Source organism: Microbacterium sp. 1154 (assembly GCF_031455375.1).
GTDB lineage: Bacteria > Actinomycetota > Actinomycetes > Actinomycetales > Microbacteriaceae > Microbacterium.
Window position 1 is genome coordinate 19,427 of record NZ_JAVDSN010000006.1, and the last position, 21,842, is coordinate 41,268.

Genomic DNA, 21,842 nt, shown 5'->3' on the forward strand with positions numbered 1-21,842 from the left:
GGAACCTTCCACCGTGTCTTCGCTGACGAGGCTGAGCCTCGCCAACCGTCTCCTCGTCGTCCTCGTCTCGATCTTCATCGTCGCCTCGGGGTTGATCGCCGCGTCCGGACTCCGACAGGAACTGCTCCCCGCGATCCAGCCGCCGAGCGCCTCGGTCGTCGCCACCTACCCGGGGGCGTCGCCGACGTCGGTCGAGAAAGAGGTGACGATTCCGCTCGAGGAGGCGGTCAAGGCCGTGCCGGGCATCGACCGGGTCACCTCGACCTCGGAAGGCGGCGTCTCGAGAGTGAGTGTCGACTGGCCGTACGGCTTGGATGCCGAGAAGGTGGTGCAAGACCTGCGGTCGGCGGTCGGTGCAGCCCAGGCCGCTCTCCCGAAGGACGTGGTCACCGAGGTGTACGCCGGGTCGACCGACGACCTCCCCGCCGTGCAGGTGGCCGTGACGTCGTCCGGCGACGTCGCGGTGTTGGGCGAGGAGGTGCAGCGGGGGTTGGTGCCCGCCCTCACGGCCGTCGACGGCGTGCGCGAGGTGACGGTGGCCGGCGTCGACGAGGAGCGCCTCACGGTGACGATGCGTCCCGCCGACGCCGCCGCGAAGGGCGTCACCGTCGCACAGGTGCAGGACGTGCTGACCGCGTCGCTCACGGTGGTCGCGGCCGGAACCAGCCGAGAAGGCGATACCGCCCTCTTGGTGGAGGTGGGGACGACTCCAACCTCGATCGACCAGGTGGCGGCACTGATGATCCCCGCCGAGAACGGCCCCGTGGCGGTCGGTGAGGTGGCAGACGTCGCTCTCGAGAGCGCTCCCGAGACCTCGCTCGCGCGCGTCGACGGTGCGCCCGCGGTGACGGTCTCGGTGACGAAGACGCCGCAGGCCGGGGTGGTGGACGTGTCGCACGAGGTCGCCCGCGTTCTCGACGACCGACGCGACGCGCTCGGCCCCGGAGTCGCGTTCACCACCATCTTCGACCAGGCGCCGTACATCGAACAGTCGATCCACGACCTCTCGGTGGAGGGAGCGCTGGGACTGGCCTTCGCCATCGGGGTGATCCTGCTGTTCCTGCTGTCGGTGCGGGCGACGATCATCACCGCCGTCTCGATCCCGCTTTCGCTGCTCATCGCCATGATCGGTCTGGCCGTCGGTGGCTTCTCCTTGAGCATTCTCACCCTCGCCGCTCTCACCATCGCCGTCGGTCGTGTGGTCGACGACTCGATCGTGGTGATCGAGAACATCGCCCGGCATCGCGAGACCGGCGCGTTGACGCCCCCGGGCATCGTGCAGGCGGTGCGCGAGGTCGCCGGCGCCATCACGGCATCCACGCTGACCACCGTGGCGGTCTTCGCGCCGATCGCCTTCGTTCCGGGCATCACCGGCGAGCTGTTCCGACCGTTCGCGGTCACCGCGACGATCGCCCTGCTCGCCTCCCTGCTCGTGTCCCTGACCGTCGTGCCGGTACTGGCGTCGTGGGTCCTGCGGGGGCCGCTCCGCGCGCTCTCGCCCGAAGCGACGGCAGCGCGCGAGCGACGACGCCGCGCGGGGGTAGCGCGCGAAGTGGCGCTCCGCCGGCAGCTGATCGCTCGAGGGATCGCGAGTCGAACGGGTCGCGGCGTGCCGGGCCTCGTCACCGGGCCGGGGTCCGAGCCCCTCGACCGTCTGCAGGCCGCGTACGTCCCGATCCTGCATCTCGCCCTCCGCCGACCGGTGCCGACGCTCGTCGTCGCCGGCGTCGTCTTCGTGCTCACCGTCGTGGCATCCGGTGCGCTGCGCGAGAGCTTCCTCGACGACGACGGCCAGCGCACGGTCTCGGTGACAGAGGCGATGCCCCCGGGCACCTCTCTGCCGGCGGCGAGCGAGCGTGCCGCGAAGATCGAGCGGATCCTGGATGCCGATGACGACGTCGCGACCGCCCTCACCACCGTCACCGAGGACTCCGCCTCCCACACCGTGATCCTGAACGACGACGCTGACGTCGAGAGCGTCGTCATCCGGCTCCGTGCGGAGCTGGCGGCGGTGCCGGGAGCTGGCCGGATCGCCGTGCACGGCGTCTCGGCCACCGGGAGCTCCGACCTCACCGTCACGGTGTCGGGACCCGCCGAGAACGCCGTCACCGCCGGCGCCGAGCGGGTGCGGGCGGCGCTCGCCGAGCTCCGCGACCTCGCCGACCTCCGGAGCGACGCCGCCGCCGACGAACCGATCCTCTCGGTGACCGTCGACCCGCGTCGCGCCGCCCAGTACGGCTTCACGCAGGCGGACGTGGGACAGACGATCCACGACGCTCTGCGGGGAACGAGCGTCGGCACCGTCGAGTTCGACGGGCATCGCCACGACGTGGTCCTGCGCGGTCAAGCCAACGATGCCTCTCCGGCGCAGATCGCCGGCCTCGAGCTGCCGGTCTCCGCCATCCAGCAAGCGAGCGCGCAGAAGCGGGCCGCCGACGCGCTCCTCGTCGCGCAGAACGCGGAGCAGGCCGACGCGGAAGCGCGACAGGACACGGACCTGGCCGACCAGCTCGCCGAGACACGGTCGGCACGTTCGTCCGCCCAGGCCCAGCTCGCCGATCTCGTCGCTCAGGTGCACACGCTGCAGACCGCGAGTCCCGTCCCGACGTCGCCGTCGATTCCGGCCGATCCCGCCCTCGATCCCGACGACGCTGCCGCCGCACAGGCTGCCGCAGCCCAGGCGAGCGTCGACGCGCTGATCGACAGCCTCGCCGAGGTGCAGCGTCATGAGCAGATCGCGCAGCTGCAGCAGGCCATCGCTCAGGCGCGGGGATCGATCGAGCAGCTCGACACCCAGATCGACGGCCTCATGCAGACACGCGACGACACCGTCGCGCAGCGGGCCCGGGCGGCCGCCCTCGCCGACCGGCAGAAGGCCCTCGCCGACGTGAAGGCGACCCCCATCGAGGTCGGCGACATCGCGACCGTCGCGACCTCGACCGCCACGTCGACGATCACCCGCACCGACGGGATGCGCGCGATCACCCTCACCGCGACGCCGACGGGCGATGCTCCGGGTGACGTGCTGCTCGACGTGGAGGCCGCTCTCCGATCGGTCGAGCTGCCCGACGGTGTCACCGCGAGCCTCGGCGGCGGCGCGACCGAGCAGGACGCCTCGCTGACCCACCTCGCCCTCGCGATGCTCGCCGCCATCGGCATCGTGTTCCTGATCATGGCAGCGACCTTCCGGAGCCTTGCGCAACCGCTGATCCTGCTCGTGTCGATCCCGTTCGCGGCCACGGGTGCCATCGTGCTCATGCTGGCCACCGACACGCCGCTGGGGATCCCCGCCATGATCGGCATGCTCATGCTCATCGGCATCGTCGTCACCAACGCCATCGTGCTCATCGACCTCATCAACGGTCGGCGCACCGCCGGTCAGGACCTCCTGCCGGCGGTGATCGACGGCGCCCGGCTCCGCCTGCGACCGATCCTGATGACGGCGGCCGCGACGGTTCTCGCGCTCGTTCCGATGGCGCTGGGGCTCACGGGTGGGGGCGTCTTCATCTCGCGCCCGCTCGCGGTCGTGGTCATCGGCGGGCTGATCTCGTCGACGCTGCTGACGCTGGTTCTCGTGCCGGTGCTGTACGCGCTCGTGGAGCGCCGCAAAGAGCGTCGCACTCGACGGCGTCGCGCGCGAGAAGGGTCGACCGCCGCCGACGGGGCGTGAGCGCTCGCCCTCCGCGGCGGCGGGAGAACGGGCGCCGTTGCCTCGGGCGACACCTTCTGCCATGATTACTGAACGATCGGTCGGAAAACCTCGCGGGCGAGGTGGACGGGCCCCGCCAGAGTCGGCGGGGGAGAGGATGACGATGGCGGACGCGTTTCTCGTCGGCGGTGCACGCACCCCGGTCGGGCGGTACGGCGGGGCTCTGGCATCCGTTCGTCCTGACGATCTGGCGGCGCTGGTGGTCGCAGAAGCGGTGGCTCGCGCGGGCGTTGCCGTCGAGGCGGTCGACGAGGTCATCCTCGGTGCCGCGAACCAGGCCGGCGAAGACAACCGCAACGTGGCCCGCATGGCCGTGCTGCTCGCGGGGCTGCCCGACGGCATCCCGGGCCTCACCGTCAACCGCCTCTGCGCCTCGGGCATGAGCGCGATCGCGCTCGCCGCGCAAGCGATTCGCGCGGGTGATGCCGACGTGATCGTCGCGGGTGGCGTGGAGTCGATGACCCGCGCGCCCTGGGTGCAGGCCAAGCCCGAGAAGGCGTGGGCCAAGCCCGGCGCGGCGTACGACACGTCGATCGGCTGGCGCTTCACGAACCCGCGCCTCGCCGCGCGCGACAAGGCCACCCTCGCCATGCCCGAAACGGCCGAAGAGGTCGCGCGGGTGGACGGCGTCACGCGCTCCGACGCCGACGCCTTCGCGCTCCGCAGCCACGAGCGGGCGGTTCGAGCTCAGGATGCCGGTCGCTTTCGCGCCGAGATCGTCGCCGTCGAAACCGCCCGGGGCCTGGTCGATACCGACGAGGGTCCGCGCCGCGACACCTCGCTCGACGCGCTCGCGGGACTCCGACCCGTCGTGAAGGGCGGTGAGGTCGTGACCGCGGGCAATTCCAGCTCGCTCAACGACGGGGCGTCCGCGATCGTCGTCGCCAGCGCCTCCGCTCTCGAACGGTACGGCCTGCGCCCCCGCGCCCGGATCGTCGCCCACGCCTCCGCCGCGCTGGCGCCCGAGATCATGGGACTCGGCCCGGTGCCCGCGACCGAGAAGGCGCTCGCGAAGGCCGGGCTGTCGGCATCCGACCTGGGGGCCGTCGAACTCAACGAGGCCTTCGCCGCCCAGGCGATCGCGTGCGTGCGGCGTCTGGGGCTCGATCCCGAGATCGTCAACGCCGACGGCGGGGCGATCGCGCTGGGCCACCCCCTGGGCTCGAGCGGGTCTCGCCTCATCGTGACGCTGCTGGGGCGGCTGGAGCGCGAGGGCGCGCGGTACGGCCTGGCGACGATGTGCGTCGGCGTGGGGCAGGGCACCGCGATGATCGTGGAGCGGATCGATGGGTAAATCCGCGGCCGAGGTACACGAGCCGGTCGCAGCGGCGGAGCCCCGCGTCGGCCGGGGGCCGGAGACGGCCCACGGCGTCGACGCCCCGCGGCTCCGCATCGACGCCCACGACGACCGCGTCGTCGCCACCCTCGATCGCCCCGACCGCCGCAACGCCATCGACCAGGCCATGGTCGACGAGCTGCACGCCCTCTGCGCCGAGCTCGAAGAGCGCCCGCGCACCCTCATCCTCACCGGAGCGGGCGGCGTCTTCGCCGCGGGAGCCGACATCGCCCAGCTCCGAGACCGCACCGGCGACGATGCCCGCCGCGGGATCAACGCCACGGTGTTCGACCGCATCCGTCGCCTGCCGATGCCGGTGATCGCCGCCGTCGACGGTTTCGCGCTCGGCGGGGGAGCCGAGCTCGCCTACGCCGCCGACATCCGTCTGGGAACGCCGCGCGTGCGCTTCGGCAATCCCGAGCCCGGCCTCGGCATCATCGCCGCGGCGGGGGCCTCGTGGCGTCTGCCCGAGATCGTGGGCCATGCCCGCGCGAGCGAGCTGCTGCTCACCGCCCGCGTGATCGACGCCGACGAAGCCCTGTCCTGGGGGATGCTCTCGAGCGTCCACGAGCCCGACGACCTGCTCGACGCCGCTCACGCGGTCGCCGACCGCATCGCCGTGAATTCCGCGCGCGCGACGATCCTCACCAAGCGCGCCCTGCTCGCTCCGCGCAGTGCGCACCCCGCGATCGACGGCGACCTGCAGGCCGAGCTCTTCGACAGCGCCGACAAGCGCGCCCGCATGACCGCGTTCCTCGAGAGGAAGAAGACGTGACCTTTCCCGACACCGCTCCCTCTCACGCCGGCACCCCCGGCACGGCATCCGTCCCCGCCGTCGTCGGCGTGCTCGGCGGAGGCCGCATGGGTGCGGGCATCGCCCACGCGTTCCTCCTCGCCGGCGCCCGCGTGCACGTCGTCGAGCGAGACGTCCGAGCCGCCGCCCAGGCGAGGGAACGCGTCGAGGCCGCTCTCGCCCGCTCGGCGGAGCGGGGCGTGCAGATCCCGGATGCGGATGCCGACACCCTCACCACCCGCACCGATACCGACGCGTTCATCGAGGCGGGCCTCGTCATCGAGGCCGTGCCCGAGGACCGCGCGCTCAAGCTCGACGCCCTCGCCCGGATCGAGGGAGCCGTGCGCGACGACGCCGTCGTGGCCTCCAACACCTCCTCCATCTCGATCGACGCGCTCGCCGGAGCGATTCGGCGTCCGCAACGGTTCCTCGGCCTGCACTTCTTCAACCCGGTGCCGGCCTCGGCGCTGGTCGAGGTCGTGACGGGTGCCGACACCGCGCCCGAGGTCGTGACGCGAGCGACTCGGTGGGTGGAGGCGATCGGCAAGGCCGCCGTCGTCGTGCGCGATGCGCCGGGCTTCGCGTCGAGCCGCCTCGGGGTCGCTCTCGGTCTCGAGGCCATCCGCATGCTCGAAGAGGGCGTCGCCTCCGCGCAGGACATCGACATGGCGATGGAGCGGGGGTATCGGCATCCGATGGGCCCCCTCCGCACCACCGACATCGTCGGTCTCGATGTACGGCTGGGCATCGCCGAAGAACTCGAGCGCGCGTTCGGGGCGCGCTTCACCCCACCGGCCCTGCTGCGCGACCTCGTCGCCCAGGGCCACCTGGGCCGCAAGACCGGCCGCGGATTCTACGAATGGAGCGAGTCATGACGTTTCTGCCGAGCTACGTGAACGGGTCGTGGTGGACGCCCGACGACGACCCCGATGCCGCGATCGTCCGCGACGCCTCCACCGGCGACGAGATCGTGCGCGTGAGCACGAAGGGGATCGACCTCGCGGCCGCCGTCGCGTACGCCCGTCGCGAGGGGCAGAGGAGCATCGGCGCTCTCACCTTCCCCCAGCGCGCGATGGTGCTGAAGAACCTAGCCATCGCGCTGAACGAGCGTCGCGACGAGCTCTACGCGCTGTCGGAGCGCTCGGGTTCGACGCGTCGCGACTCGCTCAGCGACGTCGACGGCGGCATCGGGGTGCTCTTCACCTTCTCGTCGAAGGCGCGGCGCGAGCTCCCCGCGGGGAAGGTCGTGCTCGACGGACCGATCGAGCCGCTGTCGAAGGACGGCTCTTTCCTGGGGCGGCACGTCTACACGCGCCTCCCGGGCGTCGCGGTGCAGATCAACGCCTTCAACTTCCCCGTGTGGGGAGCGCTCGAGAAGTTCGCGCCCGCCTTCCTCGCCGGGCTCCCCACGATCGTCAAGCCCGCGACTCCCACGGCGTACATCGCCGAGGCGTGGGTGCGGATGGTGGTCGAGACCGGCCTGCTCCCCGAGGGCTCGCTGCAACTGGTCAGCGGCAGCGTCCCCGGTCTGTTCGACCTGCTCGACCTCGGCGACACCGTCGGGTTCACCGGCAGCGCCTCGACCGCCGAGCGGCTGCGTGCCCAGGCCAGGCCCGGCGTGCGCTTCACGAGCGAGACGGACTCGATCAACGCCTCGATCCTCGGCCCCGACGCCGTTCCCGGCACGCCCGAGTTCGAGGCCTACGTGAAGCAGCTGCTCGTCGAGCTCACCACCAAGGCCGGTCAGAAGTGCACCGCGATCCGCCGCGCGATCGTGCCGGCGGGAACCACGGATGCCGTGGCCCGGGCGCTGCGCGAGAAGATCGCCGAGCGCGTGGTCATCGGCGACCCGCGCGATGAGGGCGTGACGATGGGCCCCGTCGTCTCGATCGCGCAGCGCGACGAGGTGCTGCGCCAGGTTCGGGCGCTCGTCGACGCCGGGGGACGCTTCGTCGTCGGGTCGGCGGACGCGCCGCAGGGGGTGCCCGCCGAGGGCGCCTTCCTGCAGCCCATGCTCCTCTCGTTCGCGGATGCCACGACCCCGGCGGTCAACGACATCGAGGCCTTCGGCCCCGTCGCGAGCATCGTCGAGTACGCCGACGTCGCCGAGGCGGCGGCCATCGTGGCCCGGGGCGGGGGGTCGCTCGTCACCAGCGTCGCCACCCACGACCCCGACGTCGCCACCGAACTGCTCACGCGCATGGGCGCGATGAACGGTCGCGTGCTCTTCCTCGACCGCGACGACGCCCGCACCTCGACCGGCCACGGCGCGCCCGTCCCGCACCTCGTGCACGGCGGACCCGGACGCGCCGGCGGCGGCGAAGAGCTCGGCGGCATCCGCTCGGTGCTCCACTCCATGCAGCGCACGGCGATCCAGGGCTCGCCCCGCATGCTGACCGCCCTCACCGGGGTATGGCATCCGGGAGCCGACACCGACACCGCCGGCACCCATCCCTTCCGCAAGCCCCTCTCCGATCTCCGGATCGGGGATGCCGTGGAATCGGCCGAACGCGAGGTCACCCTGGACGACATCGAGGTGTTCGCGAACTTCACCGGCGACACCTTCTACGCGCACATGGACGAGGAGTCGGCCGCGGCCAACCCCTTCTTCCCGGGGCGCGTGGCGCACGGCTACTTGCTCGTGTCGTGGGCGGCGGGACTGTTCGTGGATCCCGAGCCCGGTCCCGTGCTGGCCAACTCGGGGCTCGAGAACCTGCGCTTCGTCACCCCCGTCTCGCCCGGCGACCGCATCCGCGTCGCGCTGACGGCGAAACAGATCACCCCGCGCGAGACCGACGAGTACGGCGAGGTGCGGTGGGACGCCGTCATCCGCAACCAGGACGACGAGCTCGTCGCCCAATACGACGTGCTGACGCTCGTGGCGAAGACCTGGGCGCCGACCGCGGTTCCGGCGGCGCAACCGGCGGGAGCGCTCGCGTGAGCCCGCGGCCCATGATGCAGCGCGACCGGGCGTCGGCGATGCTCGGGATGGTCGTCGAGCACGACGCGCCGGGGGAGTCCCGGGTGTCGATGACCGTGCGCGACGACATGCTCAACGGCTTCGCCATCACCCACGGCGGGCTCGTCTTCGCCCTCGCCGACACCGCCTTCGCGATCGCGTGCAACGAGGACGACCGCGTCACCGTCGCCGGGGGAGCGGACATCACGTTCCTCAAATCGACGACGGCGGGTCAGCGGCTCACGGCGACCGCCGCTCGGCGGGCTCGGAGCGGCCGCACCGGCCTCTACGACATCCGCGTCACCGACGAGACGGGCGACCTCGTCGCCGAGGTGCGCGGCCGCAGCATCACGACGGACCGGCGCCCGCCGGGATCCGCCGACACATCCTCGGCGATTCGCGCCTCCTCAGCTCGACGCGCCGCAGCCGTGGCCGAGGACGGGCGGATCACCGAGCTCGTGCGCGACCCCGGGGACCCGGATGCCGCCCCACCCGCGCTCGAGCGCAACGCCGCCCTCTCCACCCCGGAGGTGTCCCGATGACCATGACCGTTCCCACGCGCCCCGACTCGCTGGCATCCGTCGATCCCGCCGGCATCGCGCTCGAGAGCCTGCGCGCGCTGCAGCTCGAACGCCTGCGGTGGACGGTGCGCCACGCGTACGAGAACGTCGCGCTGTACCGGCGCAAATTCGATGAGGCCGGCGTGCACCCCGACGACATCCGCGCCCTCGACGACATCCGCCTGCTGCCCTTCACCACCAAGGCCGACCTGCGCGAGACGTACCCCTTCGGCATGTTCGCCGTGCCGATGGCCGAGGTCCGCCGCATCCACGCGTCCTCGGGAACGACCGGCCGCCCCACGGTCGTCGGCTACACCGCGGGCGACCTCGACCGCTGGGCCGACCTCGTGGCGCGCTCGCTGAGCGCTGCCGGCATCCGACCGGGCGATCGCGTGCACAACGCCTACGGCTACGGGCTGTTCACGGGCGGGCTCGGAGCGCACGCGGGCATCGAGCGCCTCGGCGCGACGGTGATCCCGATGTCGGGCGGACAGACGGCCCGGCAGGCGCAGCTGATCCAGGACTTCGAACCGGATGCCATCCTCTGCACACCGAGTTACCTGCTGACGATCGCCGACGCGCTCGAGGCGGCGGGGATCGACCCGCGCTCGACCTCGCTCAAAGTGGCGGTTCTTGGAGCCGAACCGTGGACGAACGAGATGCGCCGGGAGGTCGAACGCCGCCTCGACCTGACCGCCGTCGACATCTACGGCCTGAGCGAGGTGATGGGCCCGGGCGTGGCATCCGAGAGCGCCCTTACCAAGGACGGCCCGCACATCTGGGAAGACCACTTCCTCCCCGAGACGATCGACGGCGACACGGGCGCGCCCGTGGCCGACGGCGAACTCGGCGAGCTGGTCTTCACCTCGCTCACCAAGGAGGCGTTCCCGGTCATCCGCTACCGCACCCGTGATCTCACGCGGCTTCAGTCGGGCACGGCGTTCCCCGCGATGCGCCGCATCGAGAAGATCACCGGCCGCAACGACGACATGATCATCCTCCGCGGGGTGAACCTCTTCCCCACGCAGATCGAGGAGATCGTGCTGGGAATCGAGAAGCTGACCCCGCACTTCGTGCTCGAGCTCCGCCGCGAGGGGCGGATGGATGCCATGACCGTCCGCATCGAACGACACCCCGCCCTGGAGCGCGAGGTCTGCGAGGCGGCCGGCGTCGTGCTGCGGCAGCGGATCAAGGTGCTGATCGGGACGACGGTCGACGTGTGCGTCGAGGAGCCCGGCACGCTCCCGCGCAGCGAGGGCAAGTGCAAGCGGGTATACGACCTGCGCTGAGGTCGGCCGAGCGCCGAGGACGCATCGATCCGTCGAGGCCGCACCCGTTCGGTGTCGATCACGTGCGGTTTCGCCGAACGCCTGCGGTCTCGCCGCACGGGGCTGAATGCCGGGCCGTCAGGACTCCGGTCGCGCGAGCGGCGTGTCGTCCAGGCCGGCGATCAGGTCGCGGAGGCTGTCGAAGACACGGGAGGCCCCGGCATCCCGAAGTTCCTCCGCGGAGAACCCGCCCGTGCGTACCGCGATCGTGGCGATGTCCGCCTTGCCCGCGGCGATGGCGTCCCACGGCGAGTCGCCGATCATGATGCCGCTCGAACCGGGCACGCGATCGAGCGCCGTCTCGACGAGGTCGGGGGCGGGCTTGCTCGCCTCGACGTCGTCGGAGGTGGTCCACGCATCGGCCAGGTCGCGCGCGTCGACGAGGTCGAGGAAGTGCTCGACGTGGTCGCTCTTGCCGGAGCTGGCGAGCACGACCTGGAATCCGCGCTTCTTCACCTCGACGAGCAGGTCGTGTGCTCCGTCGAAGGGCTTCACCTCGTCGAGGAACGGCTCGAACTCCTCGGTCCACGCGGCGCGCAGCGCCCCGCCGTGGTCTTTCTCGACATCGTCGCCGGTGAGGGAGGCGACCAGCTGATCGCCGCCCATGCCGATCGCCCGGTGGATGCGCCAGATCGGCAGCACGATGTCGAACCGCCGGAAGGCGCGGTACCAGGCGAGGGCGTGCTGGTAGTTGGTGTCGACGAGGGTGCCGTCCACGTCGAAGATCGCGGTGTCTGCCATGGTCCCCACCCCACACCTCCGGGAGCACGGGGGCAGGCCCGTTGCGGCCCCGGGCGCCCTCCGCTACAGTTTTACTGAACGATCGGTCTGTAAAAGGAGTCGACGATGACGCTGACCGCACCCCCCACCGATACCGCCCCCGGCCACAGCGACGGCGAGGCGATGTTCGACGCCCTCATCGAGGCCGACGGCCGCATCGAGCCGAGGGACTGGATGCCGGACGGCTACCGCCGCACCCTCATCCGGCAGATCTCTCAGCACGCGCACTCCGAGATCATCGGCATGCAGCCCGAGGGGGCCTGGATCACGCGCGCCCCGAGTCTGAAGCGCAAGTCGATCCTGCTCGCGAAGGTGCAGGACGAGGCCGGCCACGGGCTGTACCTCTATTCCGCCGCGCAGACCCTCGGCATCACGCGCGACGAGATGACCCGGCAGCTCGTCGAGGGCACGGCGCGCTACTCCTCGATCTTCAACTACCCGACCCCCACCTGGGCCGACATGGGCGCGATCGGCTGGCTCGTCGACGGCGCCGCGATCTGCAACCAGGTGCCCCTGTGCCGTGCCTCGTACGGCCCATACGGCCGCGCGATGGTGCGCATCTGCAAAGAGGAGTCGTTCCACCAGCGCCAGGGCTTCGAGATCCTGCTCACCCTCATGCGCGGCACCGACGCGCAGCGTCGGATGGCTCAGGATGCCGTCGACCGCTGGTACTGGCCGAGCTTGATGATGTTCGGGCCCCCCGATGACGACTCGCCCAACTCGGCGCAGTCGATGGCGTGGAACATCAAGCGCTTCAGCAACGACGTGCTGCGTCAACGCTTCGTTTCGATGCTCGTGCCGCAGGCCGCGGTGCTGGGCGTGACCCTGCCCGACCCCGACCTGCGTTTCAACGACGAGACGGAGGAGTACGACATGGGCGAGATCGACTGGAGCGAGTTCCACGAGGTGCTCGCAGGCCGTGGCCCCCTCAACACGATGCGTCGCCAGCACCGACGCGACGCCCACGAAGAGGGCGCGTGGGTGCGCGAGGCGGCCGCGGCGTACGCGGCGAAGAAGAACGCGAAGGCGGCCGCCTGATGGCCACCCCCGGCGGCAGCCCCGCCGAGACCTGGCCCCTGTGGGAAGTCTTCGTGCGCGCGAACCGCGGCCTGAGCCACGTGCACGTCGGGTCGCTCCACGCCCCCGACGCCGAGCTCGCCGTCCGCAACGCCCGCGACCTGTACACCCGTCGGGGTGAGGGTGTGTCGGTCTGGGTCGTCCCCTCGGATGCCGTGACCACCAGCGATCCCGGAGCGAAGGGCGCGTTCTTCGAGTCGCCCGCCGGCAAGAACTACCGGCACGCGGTGTACTACACCGCCTCCGAGGGGGTGCCGCACCTGTGAGCACCTCGACCGACCGGGATGCGCACGGCGACGTCTCGTTGGATGCCCGCGAGCTCGCTGCGGAGCTGGCCGGGGGAGAAGCCCGCGCCACCGACCCCGATGTCGCCACCTACGCGATGCGCCTCGGCGACGACGCGCTGATCCTCGCGCAGAACCTCTGCGGATGGGTCGCCCGCGCCCCCGAGCTCGAGGAGGACGTCGCCCTCGCCAACATCGCCCTCGATCTGCTCGGTCACGCGCGCGCGCTGCTGCGCTACGCGGGCTCGTACGACGGCCGCAGCGAGGACGACCTCGCCTACTGGCGTGACGAGGCGGAGTTCCGCAGCGCCTGGCTGTTCGAGATCCCGAACGGAGACTTCGCGCACACGATCGCCCGTCAGCTCCTGGTCTCCACGTATCTGCTCGAGCTGTACCGCGAGCTCACGGCATCCCCCGATCCCGTTCTCTCCGCGGTCGCGGCGAAGGCCGAGAAAGAGGTCGACTACCACCGCGATCACGCGGTGCAGTGGACGCTGCGGCTCGCCGGGGGCACCGAGGAGTCCCGCAGCCGGTTGCTCGTGGCCCTCGACGACACGTGGCCGTATCTCGACGAGCTGTTCCGCGACGAGCCCCTGCACGACCGCCTCGGCGATGTCGCGGTGCGACCGTCGACGCTCCGCGGTCGCGTCGACGAGGTCCTCGCCGCGGTGCTGGACGAAGAGGACGTGCCCGTGCCGACGATCCCCGGGTCGTCCGCCGGGGGGCGCCGCGGTGCCCACCACCCGGCGCTCGGTCCGCTCCTCGCCGAGATGCAGGTGCTCGCGCGCCGGCACCCGGGGGCGACGTGGTGACCGCGACGCTCGCGCACGCCCGCGAGGTGGTGGCCGCCGTCGTCGACCCCGAGGTGCCGGTGCTCACGATCGACGACCTCGGCGTGCTCCGCGACGTCCGCCTCGACGGCGACACCGTCACTGTCACGATCACGCCGACCTACTCGGGGTGCCCGGCGGTCGACGCGATCCGCGACGACATCGTGCTGGCTCTCACTTCCGCGGGGTTCGATCGGGCGGTCGTGCACACGACGCTCACCCCCGCCTGGACGACCGACTGGATGAGCGACGTCGGTAAACGCAAGCTCACCGAGTACGGCATCGCCCCGCCCTCGGGCCGCGCGCCGGCCGGTCCCATCCGGCTCGCGCTCAGCGTCGTCTGCCCCCGCTGCGGCTCCCTCGACACGCGCGAGCTCTCGCGCTTCGGCTCGACCTCGTGCAAGGCACTGTGGGAGTGCCGCGTGTGCCTCGAACCCTTCGACCAATTCAAGGCCCTCTGATGACGATGACGGATGCCGAGACCCCGGCCGCCCCGCGCACCCGTGCGCGTTTCCACACCCTGCGTGTCGCGGACGTGCGCCCCTTGACCCCCACCGCGATCGAGGTGACCTTCGCCGTCCCCGATGAGCTCGCCGAGGCGTTCGACTACGCGCCCGGGCAGTACGTCGCCTTGCGTGCCCGGGTCGACGGCGAGGAACTGCGCCGTTCCTACTCGCTCTGCCGGCCGCCGGTGCGCGGAGCGATCAGCGTCGGCATCAAGCGCGATCCCGACGGACGCTTCTCGACCTGGGCGCACGAGGGACTGCGCCCCGGCGACGAGATCGACGTCATGAGCCCGGCGGGCACCTTCACCTCGAGAGCGTCGACGTCGACGGGGCACGTCGTCGCGATCGCCGCCGGATCCGGCATCACGCCCATCATGGCGCTCGCGGCGAGCGTGCTCGAGCGTTCCGCCGACGCGCGGATGACGATCGTGTACGCCAACCGGTCGTCGACCGACGTCATGTTCGTCGACGAACTCGCCGACCTGAAGGACCGCTACCCCTCGCGTCTCACGCTGCACCACGTGCTCTCGCGCGAGCAGCGCGCGGCGCCCGTGTTCTCGGGACGCATCGACGAGGAGCGGCTGCGTCTGATCCTGTCGCGGCTGATCGACCCGGCATCCGTCGACGAGTGGTTCCTCTGCGGGCCCTTCGCGCTCGTCGAGCTCTGTCGCGAGACGCTGGCCGCGGTCGGCGTTCCGCGCGAGCGCGTGCGTTTCGAGTTGTTCACCGCGGGAGACGGCGACGCTCCCGCCCAGACCGGAGGAGCGCGGCCCGTGACGGTTCGGGCCGACGAGCCGGTGCGCTCGATCGAGTTCACCCTCGACGGGCAGTCGGCTCACGTCGACAGCCCGGTCGGCGCGAACGAGACGATCCTCTCCGCCGCGCTGCGCGTGCGCCCCGACGTCCCCTTCGCGTGCGCGGGCGGGGTGTGCGGCACCTGCCGCGCGCGGGTGATCGAGGGTGCGGTCACGATGACCGAGAACTACGCGCTCGAGCCCGACGAGATCGAGCGCGGCTACGTGCTCACGTGCCAGTCGCATCCGACCTCCGACGCCGTCCGCGTCGACTACGACGGGTGAGCGCGATGATCGACTACCTCTTCGACGCCGGCGTGGCCGAGATCGTCCTGAACGCCCCGGCCCGTCGCAACGCCCTGGGCCTCGACGATCTGCACGCGCTCGCCGACGCCTACGACCGGGCCGAGGTCGACGGCGCCCGCGCCCTCCTGCTGCGGGGCGAGGGTCCGTCGTTCTGCGCCGGGCGCGACATCTCGGGGGTCGACCCCCGCACCGACGACGTCACGGGCTACCTCGACGACACGCTGGCGCCCCTGCTGCGCCGCATGGCGGCCTTTCCCGCGCCGACGTTCGCGGCCGCCCACGGGGCCTGCCTGGGTGTCGGCCTGGGCCTGCTCATCGCCACCGACGTGGTCTACGTCACCGAGGACGCCAAGGTCGGCTCGCCCTTCGCCGCCCTGGGCGCGACCCTCGACTCCGGCGGTCACGCGCTCTTCGTCGAGCGCCTCGGCGCCCACGTCACCCTCGACCTCATCTACACGGGTCGGCTGATGTCGGGGGCTGAAGCCGTCCGCGCCGGGCTCTTCTCACGAGCGTTTCCGGCGGAGGAGGTCCGGGATGCCGCGACCTCCGCGGCCCGCACGGCCGCTGACGGTCCGACGCAGGCGTTCCGCGCGAGCAAGCGCATCGTCAGCGCGATCCGCGACGAGCGACTGGGGCTGTGGGAGACGATGGCGCTCGAGAACCGTGCCCAGGCCGCGCTCGCGTCGACCGACGACTATCGCGAGGGTTTCGCCGCGTTCCAGGCGAAGCGGGTACCGGAGTTTACGGGACGCTGAGGCCTCGGCATCCGTACGACGCGGTCTCGTGGCGGGATCGTCAGCCTTCCTCCCGCACCCACTGGAAGCGATCGTCCCGGTAACCGAGCCGGTAACCGTCCCCGGTCGGGGTGATCTTTGCCAGGGCGGTGACGAACGAGCCATCGGCCGTCGGGAACGCGACGTCGAAGGACAGAACGACGTACGCGTCCTCGTCGAGAGGGAGGACCGTTTGCGGCACCGACCACTGCCCGAACAGCGCGGAAGACTCGGGGAGGTCGAGTTGCGTCGTGAGCGGGGGAGGCGCATCCGTCAACGTGAAGGTGCCGTCGTCCGACAGCGTCAGGGTGCCCGCATCGTCGGAGCGCCAGGTGCCCAGGAGGTCCGTTCGCGAGAGGGTGGCGGGGACCGGGGTAGGCGCTTCGTCGCTGAGGCGGAACTCGAGGGTCTGCCCCCACCCGACGTAGCCATACTGCAGGGCGAGGCCACCCGGCGCCGCGTGGAGGGAGACGTTGTCGGCGCCCACGATGTCCCTGGCGTAGACGTCGCCGGTGTCGAAACTCTCGGAGGTCGCCTCCGAGAAGTACCACCGCCCGGAGAAGGCGACAGTGTCCGTCCAATTCAACTCGACCTCACGGTCGACATCCGGAAAGTCCGACACCGCAGCCCGCGGCACGCCTCGGGCGTCGAGAGTCCCGTCGCCGTGCAGCACCAGCTGGGCCACATGATCGCCGTCCCGCGCTTCCCAGGTGCCGATCACGTCGTCGCGGTGGATCACGCGGGAACAGGCGCTGCACATCAGCGCGAGCGAGAGCACCATCGAGAGGGCGAGACCTCGAATGATCTCACCGCGGGAGGCGTGACGACCGGACACTCCCGCAGTATGGCACCGGCAGCGCCTTGCGTCGTTCTCCGCGGCGACCCCACGACGACGGCCGGACGCGAAACGCACGAACGGACCACGCCAGAGCGTCGCGGTCGGGGGCGCACTGATTGAATCGACCCATGCCGAGCATCAGCGACGATGACGAACTCGCGGCCCTGCGCCGTCGGGCCTACGCGCCCGGAGCCGACATCTCCTCGGACCCGGCTGCCCTGCAGCGGCTCATCGAACTCGAGAGCCGCAGCTCCGACGATGTCGTTCCCGCGCCCTCGGAGGTCGAAGAGGACCCGGTCGACCCGAGCGGCGTCGACGAGCCGGCCGACGCGCCGCGTCGGAGGTTCCGGATGCCGCGCCTGCGCCGTTCCATGACGATCCTGCTGACCGCGGCGGCCCTCGTCGTCGCGTGCGCCGCGACGGCGCTCGTCGTCGTGCAGCGCGTGCAGACCGACCCCCTGCAGGCGGGGGCGACGCAGATCGCGCGGGTTTCCCCCGATTCCGCCTTCGTGGTGCCGAGCGTGCTTTTCCGCGGTGTGACGAGCGGGGTCACCGCCTACGCGGAATGGCAAGGTTTCCGCTTCATCACCTACCCGTCGGTCATCGGGGGTGACGATACGGCGCGGTGCCTCACCGTCTGGCAGCCCGATCTCCTCGACGCGAGCTCGAACGGATCGTCTTACGACGGCGAGATCTTCACGCAGGCGTGCGGGGCCGGTCCGTTTCCCGCGAACGTCGTAGCCCTGCTGCGAGAGACCACCCCCGAGCGCTCTCGGACGGAGTTTCCTCCCGACACCGCCCTGCAGTTCGTCTATGACGCGGCGAACGACGAGGTCGTGGTCTTCCAGGGCTGAGATCACGGCATCCGCCCGCTCTCGAGCGAGTCGCTGTCACGACGGGTGCGGCTGGCGTCGCCGGACGCCGCCGCACACGACGATGCCCCGGCCGGGAGCCGGGGCATCGAACGCGCGGGGCCGCGTCAGGCGGCGCTGGTGACGGCGAACTGCACCGACCCCTGCGGGTCGATCTGCGCGTCGAGCACGCGGTCGTCGAGGACGGCGGCGGCATCGCTGTCGAGGAAGACGCGCGCTCCCGCGTTCTCGACGACGGCGTCGTCCGGCTGGGGGCCGTCGACGACCGACAGCGCGAACTGCGACTCGGGGGAGCCCGCTCCCTCGATGCGGACCCCGCCCTGGGCGGCATCCGGGAACTGGGCGGTGATGGTCTTCACGGCGGTCGTGGCCTCTTCGGTGAGCGTCAGCATGGTGACTCTCCTTCTCTGATCGACGACAGGAGTCAGCCACGATGCCGAGAATCCGAAGCGCTCTCAAGCTCACACGGTCATTGCCAGGGTTTTCCCACCGGCCTCTTCGGGCGGCTCAGGGAAGGAGCCCGGCGCGCCGCGCGCGGGTCACCGCGGCGTGGCGGGTGGACGCGTCGAGCTTCGCCATCGCCGAGGCCAGGTACGACTTGACGGTGGTCTCGCGCAGGTGGAGGGAGGCCGCGATCTCCCCGTTCGTCGACCCCACCGCGGCACAGGCGAGCACGTCGATCTCTCGCCGCGAGAGGTGGATATCGGGATCGGATGCCGTGTCTCCGGCGTCTCCGGTCAGGGCGGCGAGACGCGCCTCGACGACCTCGAGTCGGCGCCGCACCTCGTCATCGGCAACGGTCGCCGCGATGCTGCGCAGCTGGGCGTAGCTCTCTCGGATCTCCTCGCGCGCACCGGCGCCGAGACCGCCCTCGGGCCCGGGGGTCGAGGCGAGGCGTCGGTCGACCTCGGCGCGCACGCGCAACTCGGTACCGAGCTCGCCGGCCACGTCGAACGCGGGGCGCGCCTCGACGTCGCCGACCGGCGATTGCGCCCACGACCCGCAGTAGAGGACGCCGCGCGCCGCGCCGCTGACGAGCACGGGAACGGCGAAGAGGGTCGCGATCCCTTCGCCGAGGATGGCGCGGTCGTAGTCGTGGGTGATGGAGCGTGACGTGCGGTAGTCGAGGGTCATACGCGGGCGCCGCTCGACGAGCGCGCGGCCGCCGAGCCCTCTCGATGCGTGGACGACGAGCCCCTCGATGCTGCGCGTGCGCGCGCCGACGATTGTGGAGACGTGGACGGCGCCGCCGTGCTCCAGGCCGCCGAACGCGACGGGGAAATGCGTGCGGCGGGCGAGCTCGGTGACGGCGTGCGACACGAGCGTCGCATCGTCTCGAAGTGTGGAGGGTGCAGTCACGCACTACCTACTTCCGGGGGTGACGGCTTCGTCGCCGCGTTTCGTAGCGTCGACCCTATCACCGGGGAAGCCGCGGCCTACCCGGACTTTTCCGCCGTTCGGCGCAGCGTTGCGCCGTACTCATGAGGCAAGGAGGCCACATGACGGACCGTCGCATCGACGAAGCCCACAAGGGCGGCGTCGATTACATCGCGGTCGAGGAGTCCGCCCCGTTCCGGGAGTTGAAGAAGCGCCAGCGCAGCTTCGTCTTCCCGCTCGCGGTGGCGTTCCTCGTCTGGTATTTCGCCTATGTCCTGCTGTCGTCGTTCGCGCCCGAGTTCATGGCGCAGCCGGTCTCGGGTGCCATCACCGTCGGGCTCGTGCTGGGCCTCGGGCAGTTCGTCACCACGTTCGCCATCACGATGGGCTACGTGGCCTACGCCAACCGGCGCCTCGACCCGGGTGCTGAGGCGCTGCGCGTCGAACTCGAGCGCGCGGACGGGGGCCGTTCATGAACAACACCCTCGCGAGCGTGGAGGCGGCCGTGCAGACCGTCGAGAACAATCCCGTGCTGAACATCTCGATCTTCGGCGCCTTCGTGGCCGTGACGCTGTTCATCGTCATCCGGGCCAGCCGCAACAGCAAGACCGCGGCCGATTACTACGCGGCGGGCCGCTCGTTCACCGGGCCGCAGAACGGGTTCGCGATCGCGGGCGACTATCTGTCGGCGGCGTCGTTCCTCGGAATCGTCGGCGCGATCGCGATCAACGGCTACGACGGCTTCCTCTACTCGATCGGCTTCCTCGTCGCGTGGCTGGTCGCCCTGCTGCTGGTCGCCGAGCTCATGCGCAACACCGGCAAGTTCACGATGGCCGACGTGCTGTCGTTCCGTCTGAAGGAGCGTCCGGTCCGGATGGCCGCGGCCATCACGACGCTCGCCGTCTGCTTCTTCTATCTCCTCGCCCAGATGGCCGGGGCCGGCGGCCTCGTGTCGTTGCTGCTGGGCATCACGGAGCGTGTCGGTCAATCGATCGTCGTCGCCGTGGTCGGCATCCTCATGATCGTCTATGTCCTGATCGGCGGGATGAAGGGCACCACGTGGGTGCAGATCGTCAAGGCGTTCCTGCTCATCGGCGGCGCGATCGTCATGACGGTGTGGGTGCTGGCGATCAACGGTTTCAACCTCAACACGCTGCTCGAGAGTGCTGTCGCGGCTTCTCCCAAGGGGGACGCGATCCTCGCTCCGGGTCTGCAGTACGGCAAGAACCCGTGGGACTTCATCTCGCTCGCCCTCGCCCTCGTGCTGGGTACCGCGGGTCTTCCCCACGTGCTGATGCGCTTCTACACGGTGCCGACCGCCAAGGAGGCGCGTCGCTCGGTCGTGTGGGCCATCTGGTTGATCGGGCTGTTCTACATCCTCACCCTGGTGCTCGGCTACGGCGCCGGCGCGATGGTCGGAGCCGAGACGATCCTCGGCGCCCCCGGCGGCGTCAACGCCGCAGCTCCGCTGCTCGCCCTGGCTCTCGGCGGACCGCTGCTTCTCGGCTTCATCTCGGCGGTGGCGTTCGCGACGATCCTCGCGGTGGTGGCGGGTCTGACGATCACGGCGGCCGCCTCGTTCGCTCACGACATCTACGCGAACGTCGTGAAGAAGGGCGACGTGCCGCCGGACGGCGAGGTCAAGGTCGCGCGGCGCACGGTCATCGTGATCGGTGTGCTCGCGATCCTCGGCGGCATCGGCGTGCAGGGGCAGAACGTCGCGTTCCTCGTGGCCCTGGCCTTCGCCGTGGCGGCGTCGGCCAACCTGCCGACCATTCTCTTCTCGCTGTTCTGGCGCCGTTTCACCACCCGCGGTGCGGTCTGGAGCATGTACGGCGGGCTCGGGTCGGCCCTCGTGCTGATCTTCCTCTCGCCGGTGTTCTGGGGGACCGCCACCAGCGTGTTCGCCAACGCGGGCGTGGCCATCTGGCCGTTGAACAACCCCGGGATCGTGTCGATCCCGCTCGGATTCTTCCTCGGCTGGCTCGGCTCGGTCACCTCGCGCACCCCCGAAGACCCGCGCAAGGCCGCGGAGATGGACGTCCGCTCCCTCACGGGCTACGGCGCCGAGAAGGCGTCGAACCACTGACCGACCGATGCCCGGTCCCGCTGCGGTGGGGCCGGGCATCGTCGTGCCCGGGCCCCGGCTCCATCCGGGTCAGGCCGAAGCGCGCAGCGTCTCGCCGAGCACGGCGTCGCCCTCGAGCGAGAGCAGGTACTGCTTCACCTCGGGATGCCCGCCGTATTCGCCGATCGAGCCGTCGGCACGCACGACGCGGTGCACCGGAACGACGATCGAGAACGGCGTCGACGCGCAGGCGGTTCCCACCGCCCGTGCAGCCCGGGGAACTCCGGCCATCATCGACACCTCGCCGTACGATGCCACCTCCCCGTACGGGATCTGCAGGGTCGCTTCGAGCGCCGCGCGGGTGAAGCCCCGGACGAAGCGCCAGTCGAGGGCCACGTCGAACGTTCGTCGCGCGCCGTCGAAGTACTCGTCGAGCTGCGCGACGAGCCCCCGGCCGGCCGAGGTTTCGGGCTCGGGGACCACTCCCAGCCGCTGCGCGATCTCAGCGCGCGCGATGTCGAGACCGTCGTGGGCGACGTGCAGCCGCACGAGGGCGTCGTCGACGAAGGTCAGCAGGATCGGCCCGACGGGGCTGTCGTATTCGGTGCTGGTGACTCTGTTCATGCGCCCATCCTCGTGACCGTGCGGCGGC

The 21,842-nt window shown here is 71.0% G+C and carries 21 protein-coding genes; 16 read left to right on the plus strand and 5 right to left on the minus strand.

All coding sequences use genetic code 11. The features are described from left to right. Window positions 1-13: 13 nt before the first annotated feature. The 7 genes from J2X55_RS15475 to paaK all read left to right on the plus strand — a co-directional run bounded on the left by J2X55_RS15475 (window position 14) and on the right by paaK (window position 10,646). Window positions 14-3,670, plus strand: coding sequence for an efflux RND transporter permease subunit (locus tag J2X55_RS15475; RefSeq protein WP_309824495.1), 3,657 nt, complete (start codon window positions 14-16; stop codon window positions 3,668-3,670). Window positions 3,671-3,812: 142 nt separating this feature from the next. Then, complete coding sequence (locus tag J2X55_RS15480; protein WP_309824496.1) at window positions 3,813-5,003, plus strand: acetyl-CoA C-acyltransferase; 1,191 nt, start codon at window positions 3,813-3,815, stop codon at window positions 5,001-5,003. Next, complete coding sequence (locus J2X55_RS15485; RefSeq protein ID WP_309824498.1) at window positions 4,996-5,820, plus strand: enoyl-CoA hydratase/isomerase family protein; 825 nt, start codon at window positions 4,996-4,998, stop codon at window positions 5,818-5,820. Before J2X55_RS15480 ends, J2X55_RS15485 begins: the two co-directional genes overlap by 8 nt. Further along, window positions 5,817-6,713 carry a 3-hydroxyacyl-CoA dehydrogenase family protein gene (locus tag J2X55_RS15490; RefSeq protein ID WP_309824499.1) on the plus strand — a complete coding sequence of 299 codons (897 nt, stop codon included), beginning with the start codon at window positions 5,817-5,819 and terminating at the stop codon, window positions 6,711-6,713. The genes J2X55_RS15485 and J2X55_RS15490 overlap by 4 nt, the downstream gene beginning before the upstream one ends. Next, the gene (gene paaZ, locus J2X55_RS15495; RefSeq protein ID WP_309824500.1) at window positions 6,710-8,779 is read left to right on the plus strand and encodes a phenylacetic acid degradation bifunctional protein PaaZ; all 2,070 of its coding nucleotides are present in this window, start codon (window positions 6,710-6,712) and stop codon (window positions 8,777-8,779) included. Before J2X55_RS15490 ends, paaZ begins: the two co-directional genes overlap by 4 nt. After that, window positions 8,776-9,339 carry a hydroxyphenylacetyl-CoA thioesterase PaaI gene (gene paaI / locus J2X55_RS15500; RefSeq protein ID WP_309824501.1) on the plus strand — a complete coding sequence of 188 codons (564 nt, stop codon included), beginning with the start codon at window positions 8,776-8,778 and terminating at the stop codon, window positions 9,337-9,339. Before paaZ ends, paaI begins: the two co-directional genes overlap by 4 nt. Further along, window positions 9,336-10,646: a phenylacetate--CoA ligase PaaK gene (gene paaK, locus J2X55_RS15505; protein WP_309824503.1), complete on the plus strand. Its 1,311-nt coding sequence runs from the start codon at window positions 9,336-9,338 to the stop codon at window positions 10,644-10,646. The genes paaI and paaK overlap by 4 nt, the downstream gene beginning before the upstream one ends. A 117-nt stretch (window positions 10,647-10,763) precedes the next feature. On the opposite strand, the gene J2X55_RS15510 is transcribed toward paaK, so the two are convergent. Continuing rightward, window positions 10,764-11,426, minus strand: a complete 663-nt coding sequence (locus J2X55_RS15510; protein ID WP_309824505.1) for an HAD family hydrolase — start codon at window positions 11,424-11,426, stop codon at window positions 10,764-10,766. A 105-nt stretch (window positions 11,427-11,531) separates the two neighbouring features. On the opposite strand from J2X55_RS15510, the gene paaA reads away from it, so the two are divergent. From paaA to J2X55_RS15540, 6 genes are read left to right on the plus strand one after another with little or no spacing between them, the layout of a single operon-like run. Then, window positions 11,532-12,503 carry a 1,2-phenylacetyl-CoA epoxidase subunit PaaA gene (gene paaA, locus J2X55_RS15515; protein WP_309824506.1) on the plus strand — a complete coding sequence of 324 codons (972 nt, stop codon included), beginning with the start codon at window positions 11,532-11,534 and terminating at the stop codon, window positions 12,501-12,503. Then, window positions 12,503-12,808, plus strand: coding sequence for a 1,2-phenylacetyl-CoA epoxidase subunit PaaB (gene paaB / locus J2X55_RS15520; RefSeq protein WP_055838158.1), 306 nt, complete (start codon window positions 12,503-12,505; stop codon window positions 12,806-12,808). The genes paaA and paaB overlap by 1 nt, the downstream gene beginning before the upstream one ends. Then, entirely contained in the window at window positions 12,805-13,638 is an 834-nt protein-coding gene (gene paaC, locus J2X55_RS15525; RefSeq protein ID WP_309824508.1) for a 1,2-phenylacetyl-CoA epoxidase subunit PaaC, read from the plus strand. The genes paaB and paaC overlap by 4 nt, the downstream gene beginning before the upstream one ends. Then, entirely contained in the window at window positions 13,635-14,117 is a 483-nt protein-coding gene (gene paaD / locus J2X55_RS15530; protein ID WP_309824509.1) for a 1,2-phenylacetyl-CoA epoxidase subunit PaaD, read from the plus strand. Before paaC ends, paaD begins: the two co-directional genes overlap by 4 nt. Then, window positions 14,117-15,241: a 1,2-phenylacetyl-CoA epoxidase subunit PaaE gene (gene paaE, locus J2X55_RS15535; protein WP_309824510.1), complete on the plus strand. Its 1,125-nt coding sequence runs from the start codon at window positions 14,117-14,119 to the stop codon at window positions 15,239-15,241. Before paaD ends, paaE begins: the two co-directional genes overlap by 1 nt. Before the next feature lie 5 nt (window positions 15,242-15,246). Beyond that, entirely contained in the window at window positions 15,247-16,017 is a 771-nt protein-coding gene (locus J2X55_RS15540) for an enoyl-CoA hydratase-related protein (protein ID WP_309824620.1), read from the plus strand. A gap of 40 nt (window positions 16,018-16,057) precedes the next feature. Here J2X55_RS15540 and J2X55_RS15545 read toward each other — a convergent pair whose 3' ends face one another. Further along, complete coding sequence (locus J2X55_RS15545) at window positions 16,058-16,870, minus strand: hypothetical protein (protein WP_309824511.1); 813 nt, start codon at window positions 16,868-16,870, stop codon at window positions 16,058-16,060. 131 nt (window positions 16,871-17,001) lie between these two features. On the opposite strand from J2X55_RS15545, the gene J2X55_RS15550 reads away from it, so the two are divergent. Continuing rightward, a complete protein-coding gene (locus J2X55_RS15550) occupies window positions 17,002-17,727 on the plus strand; it encodes a hypothetical protein (RefSeq protein ID WP_309824512.1) in 726 nt (241 codons plus the stop codon). 125 nt (window positions 17,728-17,852) lie between these two features. Here the strand turns inward: J2X55_RS15550 and J2X55_RS15555 are convergent, their stop codons facing one another. Both J2X55_RS15555 and J2X55_RS15560 read right to left on the minus strand, forming a co-directional pair. Further along, window positions 17,853-18,137, minus strand: coding sequence for a Fe-S cluster assembly protein HesB (locus J2X55_RS15555; protein ID WP_103206273.1), 285 nt, complete (start codon window positions 18,135-18,137; stop codon window positions 17,853-17,855). 115 nt (window positions 18,138-18,252) lie between these two features. Beyond that, entirely contained in the window at window positions 18,253-19,104 is an 852-nt protein-coding gene (locus J2X55_RS15560) for a LuxR C-terminal-related transcriptional regulator (protein ID WP_309824513.1), read from the minus strand. 140 nt (window positions 19,105-19,244) lie between these two features. Here J2X55_RS15560 and J2X55_RS15565 point away from each other — a divergent pair, with 140 nt between their 5' ends. Both J2X55_RS15565 and J2X55_RS15570 read left to right on the plus strand, forming a co-directional pair. Then, on the plus strand, window positions 19,245-19,598 hold the full coding sequence (locus J2X55_RS15565) for a DUF485 domain-containing protein (protein WP_115920996.1): 354 nt from the start codon (window positions 19,245-19,247) through the stop codon (window positions 19,596-19,598). Then, entirely contained in the window at window positions 19,595-21,211 is a 1,617-nt protein-coding gene (locus J2X55_RS15570; RefSeq protein WP_309824514.1) for a sodium:solute symporter family transporter, read from the plus strand. The genes J2X55_RS15565 and J2X55_RS15570 overlap by 4 nt, the downstream gene beginning before the upstream one ends. A 69-nt stretch (window positions 21,212-21,280) precedes the next feature. Here J2X55_RS15570 and J2X55_RS15575 read toward each other — a convergent pair whose 3' ends face one another. Beyond that, window positions 21,281-21,814, minus strand: coding sequence for a methylated-DNA--[protein]-cysteine S-methyltransferase (locus J2X55_RS15575; RefSeq protein ID WP_309824516.1), 534 nt, complete (start codon window positions 21,812-21,814; stop codon window positions 21,281-21,283). Window positions 21,815-21,842 lie beyond the last annotated feature (28 nt).

Bases quoted from the DNA above. Each gene is read 5' to 3' on its own strand.
- J2X55_RS15480 (WP_309824496.1), top strand. From the start codon at position 3,813: ATGGCGGACGCGTTTCTCGTCGGCGGTGCACGCACCCCGGTCGGGCGG.
- J2X55_RS15485 (WP_309824498.1), top strand. From the start codon at position 4,996: ATGGGTAAATCCGCGGCCGAGGTACACGAGCCGGTCGCAGCGGCGGAG.
- paaZ (WP_309824500.1), top strand. From the start codon at position 6,710: ATGACGTTTCTGCCGAGCTACGTGAACGGGTCGTGGTGGACGCCCGAC.
- paaK (WP_309824503.1), top strand. From the start codon at position 9,336: ATGACCATGACCGTTCCCACGCGCCCCGACTCGCTGGCATCCGTCGAT.
- J2X55_RS15510 (WP_309824505.1), bottom strand. From the start codon at position 11,426: ATGGCAGACACCGCGATCTTCGACGTGGACGGCACCCTCGTCGACACC.
- paaA (WP_309824506.1), top strand. From the start codon at position 11,532: ATGACGCTGACCGCACCCCCCACCGATACCGCCCCCGGCCACAGCGAC.
- paaB (WP_055838158.1), top strand. From the start codon at position 12,503: ATGGCCACCCCCGGCGGCAGCCCCGCCGAGACCTGGCCCCTGTGGGAA.
- paaE (WP_309824510.1), top strand. From the start codon at position 14,117: ATGACGATGACGGATGCCGAGACCCCGGCCGCCCCGCGCACCCGTGCG.
- J2X55_RS15540 (WP_309824620.1), top strand. From the start codon at position 15,247: ATGATCGACTACCTCTTCGACGCCGGCGTGGCCGAGATCGTCCTGAAC.
- J2X55_RS15550 (WP_309824512.1), top strand. From the start codon at position 17,002: ATGCCGAGCATCAGCGACGATGACGAACTCGCGGCCCTGCGCCGTCGG.
- J2X55_RS15555 (WP_103206273.1), bottom strand. From the start codon at position 18,137: ATGCTGACGCTCACCGAAGAGGCCACGACCGCCGTGAAGACCATCACC.
- J2X55_RS15565 (WP_115920996.1), top strand. From the start codon at position 19,245: ATGACGGACCGTCGCATCGACGAAGCCCACAAGGGCGGCGTCGATTAC.
- J2X55_RS15570 (WP_309824514.1), top strand. From the start codon at position 19,595: ATGAACAACACCCTCGCGAGCGTGGAGGCGGCCGTGCAGACCGTCGAG.
- J2X55_RS15575 (WP_309824516.1), bottom strand. From the start codon at position 21,814: ATGAACAGAGTCACCAGCACCGAATACGACAGCCCCGTCGGGCCGATC.